General features: G+C 67.0%; 10 protein-coding genes. 4 read left to right on the top strand and 6 right to left on the bottom strand.

From position 1 onward, the window contains the following. Nucleotides 1-87 precede the first annotated feature (87 nt). From EJO66_RS05220 to ugpB, 6 genes are all read right to left on the bottom strand, one after another. Nucleotides 88-2,532, bottom strand: coding sequence for a DUF3772 domain-containing protein (locus EJO66_RS05220; protein ID WP_125964723.1), 2,445 nt, complete (start codon nucleotides 2,530-2,532; stop codon nucleotides 88-90). 74 nt (nucleotides 2,533-2,606) lie between these two features. Further along, nucleotides 2,607-3,356, bottom strand: a complete 750-nt coding sequence (ugpQ, locus tag EJO66_RS05215; protein WP_124956692.1) for a glycerophosphodiester phosphodiesterase — start codon at nucleotides 3,354-3,356, stop codon at nucleotides 2,607-2,609. A 3-nt stretch (nucleotides 3,357-3,359) separates the two neighbouring features. Continuing rightward, nucleotides 3,360-4,367 carry a sn-glycerol-3-phosphate ABC transporter ATP-binding protein UgpC gene (gene ugpC / locus EJO66_RS05210; protein ID WP_124956690.1) on the bottom strand — a complete coding sequence of 336 codons (1,008 nt, stop codon included), beginning with the start codon at nucleotides 4,365-4,367 and terminating at the stop codon, nucleotides 3,360-3,362. A 23-nt stretch (nucleotides 4,368-4,390) separates the two neighbouring features. Beyond that, nucleotides 4,391-5,239: a sn-glycerol-3-phosphate ABC transporter permease UgpE gene (gene ugpE, locus EJO66_RS05205; RefSeq protein WP_124956688.1), complete on the bottom strand. Its 849-nt coding sequence runs from the start codon at nucleotides 5,237-5,239 to the stop codon at nucleotides 4,391-4,393. Between the two features lie 51 nt (nucleotides 5,240-5,290). Beyond that, nucleotides 5,291-6,172 (bottom strand): sn-glycerol-3-phosphate ABC transporter permease UgpA, encoded by an 882-nt coding sequence (ugpA, locus tag EJO66_RS05200; RefSeq protein ID WP_124956686.1) that lies wholly within the window; start codon nucleotides 6,170-6,172, stop codon nucleotides 5,291-5,293. Between the two features lie 114 nt (nucleotides 6,173-6,286). Beyond that, on the bottom strand, nucleotides 6,287-7,600 hold the full coding sequence (ugpB, locus tag EJO66_RS05195) for a sn-glycerol-3-phosphate ABC transporter substrate-binding protein UgpB (RefSeq protein ID WP_124956684.1): 1,314 nt from the start codon (nucleotides 7,598-7,600) through the stop codon (nucleotides 6,287-6,289). 227 nt (nucleotides 7,601-7,827) lie between these two features. On the opposite strand from ugpB, the gene serA reads away from it, so the two are divergent. From serA to EJO66_RS05175, 4 genes are all read left to right on the top strand, one after another. Then, complete coding sequence (gene serA, locus EJO66_RS05190; protein WP_124956682.1) at nucleotides 7,828-9,060, top strand: phosphoglycerate dehydrogenase; 1,233 nt, start codon at nucleotides 7,828-7,830, stop codon at nucleotides 9,058-9,060. Nucleotides 9,061-9,180: 120 nt separating this feature from the next. After that, nucleotides 9,181-13,059 (top strand): DUF3683 domain-containing protein, encoded by a 3,879-nt coding sequence (locus tag EJO66_RS05185; RefSeq protein ID WP_125964722.1) that lies wholly within the window; start codon nucleotides 9,181-9,183, stop codon nucleotides 13,057-13,059. After that, on the top strand, nucleotides 13,056-13,493 hold the full coding sequence (locus EJO66_RS05180) for an HIT family protein (protein ID WP_124956678.1): 438 nt from the start codon (nucleotides 13,056-13,058) through the stop codon (nucleotides 13,491-13,493). Before EJO66_RS05185 ends, EJO66_RS05180 begins: the two co-directional genes overlap by 4 nt. Then, the gene (locus tag EJO66_RS05175) at nucleotides 13,493-13,906 is read left to right on the top strand and encodes a gamma-butyrobetaine hydroxylase family protein (RefSeq protein WP_124956676.1); all 414 of its coding nucleotides are present in this window, start codon (nucleotides 13,493-13,495) and stop codon (nucleotides 13,904-13,906) included. The genes EJO66_RS05180 and EJO66_RS05175 overlap by 1 nt, the downstream gene beginning before the upstream one ends. The last annotated feature ends 84 nt before the right edge of the window (nucleotides 13,907-13,990 follow it).

Raw genomic sequence — 13,990 nt, 5'->3', positions numbered from 1 at the left:
CATGGCTGATTGTTCGTTTGGGAGCCTCCGGACAATTGATCGATCAGCGCGGGCATTTGCCCGCTGCTTGGACGATCGGTGCGGCGCCTAGCCGGCCGGGGAACCGGCCGAGCCGGCGCCGTCCGCGGTACCGGGCGCGGGGACTGGCACGGGCGCAGGCGCAGGCGCCGCCGCATACGGCATCAGCGGCAGCTGCTCCGCGTCCAGGCGCTCCAGGATGGTGAACAGCAGGTCGCTGCGCACGCTGCCCGCCAGGCGCGGGCTCGGCACATAGGCAATGGCCTGGAAGATCAGCAGGCCGCCTTCGATGCCTTCGAGCGTGAGCGAAGGCGCCGGCGTTTCCAGCACGCTCTCGTGGGCGCGGCATGCGTCCAGGATGAGTTCGCGCACGCGCTGCGCGTTGGTGGTCAGCGGCATCGGCAGGCGGATCAGCACCCGGCCCTCCGCGTTGGTCAGCGTCATGTTGCGCACGGTCTTCGTGATGAACTCGGAGTTCGGCACGATCACCGTCGAGCGGTCCCCCAGCTGGATCTCCGTGGCCCGCACATTGATGCGCCGCACGTCGCCCTCGGTGGTGCCCAGCACCACCCAGTCGCCCACCTTCACCGGCTGCTCGGCCAGCAGGATGAGGCCCGAGATGAAGTTCTGCACGATGGCCTGCAGGCCGAAGCCGATGCCCACCGACAGCGCGCTGGCCACCCACGCGATGCGCTCGATGCCGATGCCCAGCGCCGACAGCGAGAACGCGACCACCAGGATGCCGCCCACGTAGCCCAGCAGCGTGGTGATCGAGCTCTGCATGCCCGGCTCGAACTGCGTGCTGGGCAGGTAGCTGCGCGCGAGCCAGCGCTTGAAGACCCTGAGCACGATGAAGCCGATCACCGCCACCGCGACGGCGCTCAGGATGGCGCCCGGCACCAGCTGGAATTCGCCCACCTTCACGCCGGTGCCGAACTTGCCGCTGCGCTGGAACACTTCGCTGGGACCGGTACCCAGCGGTGCCGCGAGCGCGATCAGCATGTAGAAGAACAGCGCCACCCGGCTCAGGCCCGAGAGCACGGTGGCCGCCTGGTCGAGCGTCTGCGGCGCCAGGCCGAAGCTCTTCTGCAGGCGCTGGCCGAAAGTGCTGCGCGAGGACACGCCGGCCATGAAGACGTCGTCGGCGAACTTGAACAGCACGTAGAAGGCGGCCGCGACGATGCCGCTCCAGGTGAGCTGCGAGGCCAGGAAGCTCGCGAGCGCCACGTAGCCCACCCCCACCAGCACCCAGATGGCCGCCATCAGCACGCCGATGCAGGCCACCAGCAGGCCTACCCACATCGGCCGCTCGGGCGGATCGGCGTCCGGCGTATCGGCGCGCATTGGCCGGAGCCGATGGAGCACCGCGCCAACGAGCGCGGTGAGCACCAGCGCGGTGAGCACGTGCGTGGCAACCACGGCCGCGAAGCTGGCTTCGACCAGCGCATTGATCTCGACCGGCGCCCAGGCCAGCGCAGCCACCATCGCCACCAACCACGGCAGCGGTGCGAGGCGGGTGGCCATGGCATCGGGAATCGGCGGCAGCCGCCACGATGGGCGGCTGGTGGCCAGCAGTCCGCGGCCCAGTCCGATGACGAAGGCCATGAACACCAGCGCCTGCGCCATCGAACGCATCGCCTTGCGCGCCTGCGGCTCCCAGGTGGCGTATTCCTCGAGCACCCACACGAAGCCGTGCGCCGCCACGGCCACCAGCAGCACATGGCTCGCCACGACGGCAATCACCAGCAGCGAACGCCGCAGCCGGCCCGCCGGCAGCAGCCGCGCGGCGATCCGGGTCAGCAGATGCTCGGCCACCCAGGTGCCGAGCACCGCGAGCAGCACCGCCAGGATCAGCGCCCAGAGCACCGCCATGCGGGGGCCTTGCTGCATGGCCTGCGAGAACCCGTCGCGCAGGCCGGACACCATCGTCTTCAGGCGCGCCAGATCGCTCGGCCAGGCCTCCTGCAGATCGCGCCAGAACTCGCCGGTGAGCGGCGAGGGCGCGCGCTCGGTGATCTGCGCCTCGAAGAGCGCGCGGCGCTGGGTCACCAGCTCGGCGCCGCGCTGCCGCACGTCGATGGACAGCAGCCGCGCGAGCCGGATGTCGGCGTCCAGCGCGTTGCGCTCCTTCGTGAGGCGGGCGCGCTGGCGCGTGATGTCGGGGTCTTCGGTGGCACCTGCGGCCGGCGGATTGCCGAGCTCGCCGAGGCGGGCGTTCAAGTCGGCCAGCTCGCCGGCGCGCGCGGCAACGAACTTGTCGGCCTGCGTGCCGATGTCGTTGATCTGCGCCAGCAGCTGGCGCGTGTCCTCGGTGGCGTCGGTGGAGGCGGTGATCTTCGTGAGCTGCTCGCGCAACTCGGCCACCGTGGGTTCGGGCGCCGGGGCCGCGGCGGCGGCCGTGATGCCGCCGACGCCGCTGGTGCCCGGCTGTGCCGCCGCGGCGCCGCACATCAGCAGCAGGGCGGCCAGGCAAAAGGCAATCGGGCGGGGGATCGAAAACATGGCTGCCATCATAGAAGGCGCCATTTCCGGCCCGCGGCGCGGGGCGTGACAGCGTGTGTCTGTCGGGCAGCGCCGGCGGGGAGCGGTCAGACGGCCGGGCTGAACAGGTCGACCCGGTCGGTGATGATGCCGTCGGTGCCCAGCTCGACGAGCCGCTGCGCGGCCCATTCGTCATTCACGGTGTAGCTCAGCGCGCGCATGCCCGCGCCCTGCACCTGCGCCACCGTGGCGGCGTCCCAGAGCGCGTGGTTGCAGACCACCGCGGCGCAGTCCAGGCCGGTGGCCGCGGCCAGCCAGCCGTCCCGCAGCGTGTCGAGCAGGAGCCCGCGCGGCAGCTCGGGCTGCACCGCCCGGGCGCCCGCGAGCGATTCGGCCTGGAACGAGGTGAGCAGCGGCGGTATGGCCGCGCCCTGCCATAGCCGGGCCGCGAGCCGCGCCACCGTTTCGCCGGTTTCGCGCTCGGTGCCCGGCGTGGGCTTGATCTCGATGTTGAGCAGGTGGCCGTTGGCCAGGCAGAAGCGCGCGAGGTTCTCGAGCGTGGCGAGCGGCTCGCCCGCGAAGGCGCGCGAATGCCAGCCGCCGGCGTCGAGCTGAGCCAGCGCGCTCCAGGGCTGCGCACCGCCGGTGCCGTGGCCGTTGGTGGTGCGCTCCAGCGTGGCGTCGTGCATCAGAAAGGCCACGCCGTCGGCGCTGAGCTTCGCATCGCACTCGAACATGCGAAAGCCGTGCGCCGCGCCCAGGCGAAAGGCCGCCAGCGTGTTCTCGGGCGCCAGCCTGCCGGCGCCGCGGTGCGCGATCCAGCGCGGATAGGGCCAGGGCTTCATCCGTGCCGGCATCGTTCAGTCGGCCCGCTTGCCGGAGCCGGCGTCGAACCAGTGCAGCTTGTCCTCGCGCGCCGCGATCCGCACGGTGTCGCCCGCGACCGGCGGGTGGTCGCTTTCGTCGGTGCGCATGATGATCTGCTCGTCGCCGATGCGGCCGTACACCAGCCGCTCGGCGCCGAGCAGCTCGACCGATTCGACCTGCACGGACCAGCCGCTCTCGTCCAGCGTCAGGTGCTCGGGGCGGATGCCCAGGATCTGGCCGGGCCGCACGCCGGGCGCGTGCTGCAGCAGGTTCATCGGCGGCGAGCCGATGAAGCTGGCGACGAAGGTGGTGGCGGGCCGGTTGTAGACCTCTTCGGGCGTCGCGAACTGGTCCATCACGCCGGCGTTCATCACGATGATGCGCTGCGCCAGCGTCATGGCCTCCACCTGGTCGTGCGTGACGAACAGCGAGGTGATGCCCAGCTCGCGGTGCAGCTTCTGGATCTCGATGCGGGTCTGCGCGCGCAGCTTGGCGTCCAGGTTGGACAGCGGCTCGTCGAACAGGAACACCTGCGGCTGGCGCACGATGGCGCGGCCCATGGCCACGCGCTGGCGCTGGCCGCCCGACAGTTCGCGCGGCTTGCGCTCGAGCAGGTGGCCCAGCTCGAGGATCTTGGCCGCCTTGTCGACGCGGGTCTTGATCTCGGGCACCGGCACCTTGGCGATCTTCAGGCCGTAGGCCATGTTCTTGAACACGCTCATGTGCGGATAGAGCGCGTAGTTCTGGAACACCATGGCGATGTCGCGCTCGGACGGTTCGAGGTTGTTCACCACGCGCCCGCCAATGGAGATTTCGCCGGCCGAGATTTCCTCCAGGCCGGCCACCATGCGCAGCAGGGTGGACTTGCCGCAGCCTGAAGGGCCGACGATGACAACGAATTCGCCTTCCTTGACATCGGCCGAGACGCCGTGGATGACCTGATTGGCCTTGGCGCCGTGACCGTAGCGCTTGATGACGTTGCGAAGAGAGATGGCAGTCATTGTGTCGTTTGCTTCTTTGTCGGTTACTTCTCGGTATCCACGAGGCCCTTGACGAACCAGCGCTGCATCAGCACCACCACGATAGCCGGCGGCACCAGCGCGAGGATGGCAGTGGCCATCACCAGGTTCCAGTCCACCGCGGCGTCGCCCGAGGCGATCATTCGCTTGATGCCGATCACCACCGGATACATGTCCTCGCTGGTGGTGGCCAGCAGCGGCCACAGATACTGGTTCCAACCATAGATGAACTGGATCACGAACAGTGCCGCGATCGATGTCTGCGACAGCGGCACCAGGATGTCCTTGAAGAAGCGCATCGGCCCGGCACCGTCCATGCGGGCTGCCTCCACCAGTTCGTCGGGCACGCTCAGGAAGAACTGCCGGAACAGGAAGGTGGCAGTGGCCGAGGCAATCAGCGGTACCGTCAGCCCCGCGTAGGTGTTGAGCATGTTGAGGTCGGCCAGCACCTTGTAGGTTGGCAGGATGCGCACCTCGACCGGCAGCATCAGGGTCACGAAGATCATCCAGAAGACGATCTTCTTGAACGGAAAGCGGAAGTACACGATCGCGAAGGCCGACAGCAGCGAGATCGCGATCTTGCCAATGCTGATGACCAGCGCCGTGACCAGGCTGATCCACATCATTCGCCCCACCACCACGCGCGCGCCCTGGGTGTCTGCGCCAAGCAAGGCGGAGCTGTAGTTCTCGAACATGTGGCCGCCCGGCAGGAGCGGCATGGGCACCCGCAGGATCGCGTCGCGGGTATGGGTGGACGCGACGAAGGCCAGGTAGATGGGGAAGGCCACGATGGCAATGCCCAGGAGCAGCACCGCATGCGACAGGATCGTGAGGCTGGGGCGGCGTTCAACCATGGTGTTGCATCCGGCAAAGGGCGAGGGAAGAAGCGGGGGAATGGACGGTCATCAGTACTGGACCTTCTTTTCGACGTAGCGGAACTGGATCACGGTCAGCACGACAACGATCATCATCAGCACCACCGACTGCGCGGCCGAGCCGCCCAGGTCCAGCGCCTTGAAGCCGTCGTGCCAGACCTTGTAGACCAGGATTGCTGTGTCACGTCCAGGCCCGCCTTCGGTCGTCGCATGCACGATCGCGAAGGTGTCGAAGAAGGCGTAGACCACGTTGATCACCAGCAGGAAGAAGGTGGTGGGCGACAGCAGCGGGAACTGGATCGTGAGGAAGCGCCGCAGCGGCCCGGCGCCGTCGATGGCGGCGGCCTCGATCAGCGACTTGGGAATGGATTGCAGGCCAGCCAGGAAGAACAGGAAGTTGTAGGAGATCTGCTTCCAGACGGCGGCCACCACGATCAGCGCGAGAGCGTGGTTGGAGTTGAGCAGATGGTTCCAGTCCATGCCCATGTAGTGCAGAAAGTACGACACCACGCCGATGCTGGGCGAGAACATGAAGACCCATAGCACGCCCGCAATCGCCGGCGCCACGGCGTAGGGAATGATCAGGAAGGTCTTGTAGACCAGGCTCCCGCGCAGGATGCGGTCGGCGAAGATGGCCAGCATCAATGACAGCGCGATGCCGCTGCCGGCCACCAGAACAGAAAAGAGCGCCGTGACCTTGAAGGACTCGATGTAGGCCGGGTCGTCGAACAAGGTCTGGAAGTTCTCCAGGCCGACGAAGACGGAGGAGGTGCCGAAGGCGTCTTCCGTCTGCATGGATTGCCAGATGGCCTGGCTTGCCGGCCAGAAGAAGAACACCAGGATCACCGCCATCTGCGGCGCGACCAGCAGCCAGGGCAGCCAGGCAGATCGAAAGAGGACGCGTTTTTCCATGGGGAGTTAGGACATTGGCTCGGAAAAAGAAGAACCCACCGGCCCTGCGGTGGGCGCGGCGGGTTGCGAGTGTAGTGGGTGAGGCGCCGGAGATGCCGGCGCCTCACACCCGGCTCAGCCCTTGTTCGCCTTCTGGAAACGCTCGAGTTGCTCGTCGCCGCGCTTGACGGCAGCGTCGAGTGCCTCCTTGGCGGTCCTCTTGCCGCTCCAGATCTGCTCGGTCTCCTCGTCGATGATGGTGCGGATCTGCACGAAGCTGCCCAGGCGGACGCCGCGCGACTTGTCGGTGGTCTTGCGGATCATTTGCGTCACTGCGACGTCGGTGCCCGGGTTTTCCTTGTAGAAGCCCGAGGCTTCGGTCAGCTTGTAGGCCGCCGTGGTGATGGGCAGGTAGCCGGTGCGCTTGTGGCTGTCGGATTGCACCTTGGTGTCGGACAGGAAGGTGAAGAAGCTTGCCACGCCCTTGTAGTGGTCGGCCGGCTTGCCGGACATGACCCACAGGCTGGCGCCACCGATCACGGTGTTTTGCGGCGCGCCCTTCACGTCGGGGTAGTAGGGCATGGTGGAGATGCCGTACTTGAACTTGGCGTCCTTGGCCACGCGCGCGTACAGGCCCGAAGAGCCGGTCATCATCGCGCATTCGCCCGAGGGGAAGGCGGCGTCGGCCGTGTTGTTGCGGCCCTTGTAGATGAAGGTGCCGTCCTTCGACATCTTGGCCAGGTTCTCGAAGTGGCGCACCTGCAGCGGCGAATTGAAGGCCAGGCGCGCCGAGGTGCCGCCAAAGCCGTTGTTCTGCGTGGCATACAGGGTGTTGTGCCAGGCCGAGAAGCTCTCGAGCTGGGTCCAGCTCATCCAGCTCGTCGTGAAGGGGCACTTGTGGCCGCTGGCCTTGAGCTTGTCGGCCGCAGCGATCACCTCGGGCCAGGTGGTGGGAGCCTTCTCCGGGTCGAGGCCTGCCGCCTTGAAGGCGTCCTTGTTGTAGTAGAAGATGGTCGTCGAGCTGTTGAACGGGAAGCTCAGCATCTGGCCATTGGGCGCGGTGTAGTAGCCGGAGACGGCGGGCACATACACACTGGGGTCGAACTTGGCGCCGCCCGATGTCATCACCTCGCCCACGGGCTTGATGGCGCCCCTGGAGGCCATCATGGTGGCGGTGCCCACCTCGAATACCTGCAAGATGTCTGGCGCATTGCCGGCTCGGAAGGCCGCGATGGCGGCGGTCATCGATTCGTCATACTGGCCCTTGTAGGTCGGTACGACCTTGAAGTCCTTCTGACTGGCGTTGTACTGCTTGGCGAGGTCGTTGACCCACTCGCCGAGCGGGCCGCTCATCGAATGCCACCACTGGATCTCGGTCTGGGCATGTGCCACGTTGAACAGCGTGGTGGCGGCCAGCGCCGATGCCAGCGCGAGCGTCTTGAATCGCATGAAGACTCCTGATGGGAAAATGAAAGCGCGGATGCTAGGCCATGTGGATGACACGGCCGCGTCACATTTGCGCACGGACTGTTGTTAAATTCCAATCGGGAAAACCCCTTTGGCGCAGGGCTTCCCGCAGGGTGCGCGTCCTCATGCTGCGGCGCAGCATGCTAGCATCGACCTCCCCCTTTTTCGGCCTAGCCTGTTGCCGCGGCCGGGGCTTCCGCGAGTACGCCATGAGCAGCAAAACCTCCCTCGAAAAAAGCCGGATCAAGTTCCTTCTGCTCGAGGGCATCCATCCTTCGGCGGTGGAGGTCCTGCGCGCTGCGGGCTACACCAACATCGAGTCGCTGCCCGGTGCGCTCCCCGACGCGGAGCTCAAGGCCAAGATCGCAGACGTCCACTTCCTGGGCATCCGCTCGCGCACCCAGCTGACGGCCGAGGTCTTCGCGGCGGCCCAGAAGCTGGTGGCGGCGGGGTGCTTCTGCATCGGCACCAACCAGGTCGACCTGGAGGCCGCGCGCGAGCACGGCGTGGCGGTCTTCAACGCGCCGTACTCCAACACCCGTTCGGTGGCCGAACTGGTGCTGGCCGAAGCCATCCTGCTCTTGCGCGGCGTGCCCGAGAAGAGCGCGGTGGCGCACCGCGGCGGCTGGCTCAAGTCGGCCGAGAACGCGTTCGAGATCCGCGGCAAGACGCTCGGCATCGTGGGCTACGGCTCCATCGGCGCCCAGCTGTCGGTGCTGGCCGAGGCACTCGGCATGAAGGTGGCCTTCTACGACGTGGTGACCAAGCTGCCCCTGGGCAATGCGCACCAGGTGCGCGAACTGCACCAGTTGCTGGCCCAGAGCGACATCGTGACCCTGCACGTGCCCGAGACGCAGGCCACGCAATGGATGATCGGCGCGGCCGAAATCGCCGCCATGAAGCCCGGCGCCATCCTGATCAACGCCTCGCGCGGCACGGTCGTCGAGATCGAGCCGCTGGCCGGGGCCCTGAAGCAGAAGAAGCTGCTGGGTGCCGCGATCGACGTGTTCCCGGTCGAGCCGCGCACCAACAAGGACGAGTTCCAGTCGCCGCTGCGCGGGCTGGACAACGTGATCCTCACGCCCCACATCGGCGGCTCGACGATGGAGGCGCAGGCCAACATCGGCCTGGAGGTGGCGGAAAAGCTGGTGAAGTACAGCGACAACGGCACCTCGACCTCGTCGGTCAACTTTCCCGAGGTGGCGCTGCCGGCCCACCCCGGCAAGCACCGGCTGCTGCACATCCACCGCAACGTGCCGGGCGTGCTGTCGGAGATCAACAAGATCTTCTCGGACAACAACATCAACATCTCCTCGCAGTTCCTGCAGACCAACGAGAAGATCGGCTACGTGGTGATGGACATCGACGCGGCCTATTCCGACCTGGCGCTGGAAAAGCTGGCGAAGGTGAACGGCACGATCCGCAGCCGCGTGCTGTTCTGAGCTTTCGGGAGCTCTCCAATAGGGGAACAGCGCCGGCCCAAGGCAAGACCCCGGGCGCTGCCCTAAAATCCCACCCCCGGCTAGATGGGCGCGCAGCGCCTGGCCGAGGTGCCACCCCCGATGAATGCTCCGACCGCGTTGACCACGCTGTTGTCGCAGGCCGCAGAGCCTGTACGACTGCGCGAGATCCCCTATAACTACACCAGCTTTTCCGATCGCGAGATCGTGATCCGCCTGTTGGGCGCGCGCGGCTGGGAACTGCTCCAGACCCTGCGCGCCGAGCGCCGCACCGGCCGGTCGGCGCGCATGCTGTACGAAGTGCTCGGCGACATCTGGGTGGTGCAGCGCAACCCCTACCTCGTCGACGACCTGCTCGACAACCCGCGCCGCCGCGGCCAGCTGGTCGATGCCCTCCGGCACCGCCTGGCCGAAGTCCAGAAGCGCCGCACCCCCGACAGCGACCTGCCGCGCGACCAGCTCGTAGGCGAACTCACGGGCCTCGTCGGCCAGGCCGTTGCGGCCTTCGACGCCGCCTTTCGCGACGTGGCGGCCCTGCGCCGCAAGGCCACGCGCGTGCTGGGCCGCCTCACGGCCAAGGACAACATCAAGTTCGACGGCCTCTCGCGCGTCTCGCACGTCACCGACGCCACCGACTGGCGCGTGGAATATCCCTTCGTGGTGCTCTGTCCCGATACCGAGGCCGAGATGGCCCTGCTCGTCAAGGGCTGCATCGAGCTGGGCCTGACCATCATCCCGCGCGGCGGCGGCACCGGCTACACCGGCGGCGCCATTCCGCTCACGTGGAAGAGCGTGGTCATCAATACCGAGAAGCTCGAGGCCATGACCGAGGTCGAACGGGTCTCGCTGCCCGGCCTCGACAACCCCGTGCCCACCATCTGGACCGAGGCCGGCGTCGTCACCCAGCGCGTGGCCGACGCCGCCGAGCGCGCCGGCTACGTGTTCGCGGTCGACCCGACCTCCGCCGAGGCCTCGTGCGTGGGCGGCAACGTGGCCATGAACGCGGGCGGCAAGAAGGCCGTGCTCTGGGGCACGGCGCTCGACAACCTCGCCTCGTGGCGCATGGTCACGCCGCAGGCCGAATGGCTCGAAGTCACGCGCATCGGCCACAACCTCGGCAAGATCCACGACGCCGAGAGCGCCGAGTTCGAGCTGCAGTACTACGCCACCGACGGCAAGACGAAATTGCGCACCGAGCGCCTCGACATTCCCGGCCGCACCTTCCGCAAGGAGGGCCTGGGCAAGGACGTGACCGACAAGTTCCTCTCGGGCCTGCCCGGCATCCAGAAAGAAGGCTGCGACGGCCTCATCACCAGCTGCCGCTGGGTGGTGCACCGCATGCCGGCGCACACGCGCACGGTGTGCCTCGAATTCTTCGGCAACGCCAAGGACGCGGTGCCCAGCATCGTCGAGATCAAGGACTTCATGTTCGCCGAGCAGAAGCGCTCCGGCGTGCTGCTCGCGGGCCTGGAGCACCTGGACGACCGCTACCTGAAGGCCGTGGGCTACGCCACCAAGTCGAAAAAGCACGGCGGCCTGCCCAAGATGGTGCTGTTCGGCGACATCGCGGGCGACGACGCCGACGCGGTGGCGCGGGTGACCTCGGAAGTGGTGCGCATCGCCAATTCGCGCAGTGGCGAAGGCTTCGTCGCCATCAGCCCCGAGGCGCGCAAGAAATTCTGGCTCGACCGCAAGCGCACCGCCGCCATCAGCAAGCACACCAACGCCTTCAAGATCAATGAAGACGTGGTGATTCCGCTGCCGCGCATGGCCGAGTACAGCGACGGCATCGAGCGCATCAACATCGAGCTCTCGCTGCAGAACAAGCTCGCGCTCACCGACGCCCTCGAAGCCTTCCTGCTGCGCGGCAACCTTCCGCTCGGCAAGACCGACGACGCGCACGAGATCCCGGCCGCCGAGCTGCTCGAAGACCGCGTGGCGCAGGCCGTGGCGCTGGTGCAGGGCGTGCGCGCGCTCTGGGCCGAATGGCTGCGCGACGTCGACACGCTGTTCCCGCAGCTGCAGGACCACACGCTGCGCGCCAGCTGGAAGACCCAGCTGCGCCAGCCGCTGCAGGAAATCTTCAGTGGCGCCGAGTTCATGCCGATCCTGGCCGAGTGCACGGCCATCCACAAGCAGGTGCTCAAGGGCCGCGTCTGGGTGGCGCTGCACATGCACGCGGGCGACGGCAACGTGCACACCAACATTCCGGTCAACAGCGACAACTACGAGATGCTGCAGACCGCGCACGCCGCGGTGGTGCGCATCATGGCGCTGGCGCGCAGCCTCGACGGCGTGATCTCGGGCGAGCACGGCATCGGCATCACCAAGCTCGAGTTCCTGAGCGACGAAGAGCTTGCGCCCTTCATGGATTACAAGCGCCGCGTCGACCCCGAAGGCCGCTTCAACAAGGGCAAGCTGCTGCGCGCGCCCGCCGGCGAAACCGCGCTGCCGCACGCCGACCTGACCAACGCCTACACGCCGAGCTTCGGCCTCATGGGCCACGAGTCGCTGATCATGCAGCAGAGCGACATCGGCGCCATTGCCGACAGCGTGAAGGACTGCCTGCGCTGCGGCAAGTGCAAGCCGGTGTGCGCCACCCACGTGCCGCGCGCCAACCTGCTGTACAGCCCGCGCAACAAGATCCTCGCAACCTCGTTGCTGGTGGAGGCCTTCCTGTATGAAGAGCAGACCCGGCGCGGCATTAGCATCAAGCACTGGGAAGAGTTCGAGGACGTGGCCGATCACTGCACGGTGTGCCACAAGTGCCTCACGCCGTGCCCGGTGAAGATCGACTTCGGCGACGTGTCGATGAACATGCGCAACCTGCTGCGCAAGATGGGGCAGAAGAGCTTCCGTCCCGGCAACGCGGCCGCGATGTTCTTCCTCAACGCGACCAATCCGCAGACCATCAAGGCCGTGCGCGCGGGCATGGTGGGCATCGGCTTCAAGGCGCAGCGACTGGCCAACGACCTGCTGCGCGGGCTTGCCAGGAAGCAGACGGCCGCGCCGCCCGCCACGCTCGGCCCGGCGCCGGTCAAGGAGCAGGTGATCCACTTCATCAACAAGAAGATGCCGGGCAACCTGCCGAAGCAGACCGCGCGCGCGCTGCTCGACATCGAGGATGCCGACTACGTGCCGATCATCCGCGACCCGAAGGCCACCACCTCGGAAACCGAGGCGGTGTTCTATTTCCCGGGCTGTGGTTCGGAGCGCCTCTTCTCGCAGGTGGGTCTCGCCACCCAGGCCATGCTCTGGCATGCGGGGGTGCAGACGGTGCTGCCGCCGGGTTATCTCTGCTGCGGCTATCCGCAGCGCGGCAGCGGCCAGTTCGACAAGGCCGAGAAGATGATCACGGACAACCGCGTGCTGTTCCACCGCGTGGCCAACACGCTCAACTACCTCGACATCAAGACGGTGGTGGTGAGCTGCGGCACCTGCTACGACCAGCTGCAGGGCTACCAGTTCGACAAGATCTTCCCGGGCTGCCGCATCATCGACATCCACGAGTACCTGCTCGAGAAGGGCATTACGCTGGCCGATGCAAGTGGCGGCGGCTATCTCTACCACGACCCCTGCCACAGCCCGATGAAGCTGCAGGACCCGATGAAGACCGTGAAGGCGCTGGTCGGCGACAACGTGCTCAAGAACGACCGCTGCTGCGGCGAATCGGGTACGCTGGGCGTGTCGCGGCCCGACATCTCGACGCAGATCCGCTTTCGCAAGGAGGAAGAGCTCAAGAAGGGCGAGGCCGCCTTGCGCGCGAACGGCCAGGTCGGCGAAAAGGACAACGTCAAGATCCTGACCAGCTGCCCGAGCTGCCTGCAGGGCCTCTCGCGCTACGGCAACGACCTGAACAACGGCCTTCTCGAGGCCGACTACATCGTGGTCGAGATGGCCAACAAGATCCTCGGCAAGGACTGGATGCCTGAATACGTCGCGGCGGCCAACCAGGGTGGGATCGAGCGGGTGCTCGTATGAAGGTGCAGGGCTGTCCCTTCTGCGAAGGCCCCGGCGGCCGCATCGTGTTCGAGGGCGCGAAGCTTCGCGTCATCCATGCCGAGGAGGCCGGCTTCCCGGCCTTCTACCGCGTGATCTGGCGCGAGCATGCGGCGGAGTTTTCCGATCTCGATGCGGCCGACCGCGTGCTGTGCATGGAGGCGGTGACGGTGGTCGAGCAGTGCCTGCGCGAGCATCTGGCACCGGCCAAGATCAACCTTGCGGCGCTCGGCAACATGGTGCCGCACCTGCATTGGCACGTGATCGCGCGCTTTGCGGGCGACACGCATTTTCCGGGCTCCGTCTGGGCGCCGGTGCAGCGCGAAGCCGATGCGGCCCAGCAGGCCGATGTGGCTGCGCGCCTGCCAGCGCTCGAGAATGAGATGATGGCCCGATTGGGCACTAGGAGCTTCTGATGGCAGGTTTGCAAGCCGGCGCACCGACGCCGCAATCGATCACCGTGCACGGCCAGTCGCGCGTGCTCGAGGTCGGCTTCTCGGATGGCGCGACCTTCCGCATTCCGTTCGAGCTGATGCGCATCTATTCGCCGTCGGCCGAGGTGCAGGGCCACGGGCCGGGGCAGGAGGTGCTGCAGACCGGCAAGCGCGAGGTCGAGCTGGTCGACCTGAAGGCGGTGGGCAACTACGCCGTGCAGCCGGTCTTCAGCGACGGCCACGACACCGGCATCTTCTCGTGGAACCTGCTGTACGAACTCGGCGCGAACCAGGCCGCGCTCTGGGCCGAATACGAGCGCCGGCTTGCCGCCGCGGGCGTCGATCGCGATGCGCCGATGATCGACAAGGGCGGCTCCGCCTGCAGCAGCCACTGACTCGCCGGCCCTGCTACTGAAAAGATAGCCTCGCACGCAGGCACGGCGCGACCTGCCGCGGCCCGCTATTTCAAGAAAAAGCAA

This window comes from Variovorax beijingensis, from assembly GCF_003951285.1.
GTDB lineage: Bacteria > Pseudomonadota > Gammaproteobacteria > Burkholderiales > Burkholderiaceae_C > Variovorax > Variovorax beijingensis.
The sequence above is the reverse complement of the archived record's forward strand: the minus strand, read 5'-3'. Positions and strand labels throughout refer to the sequence as shown.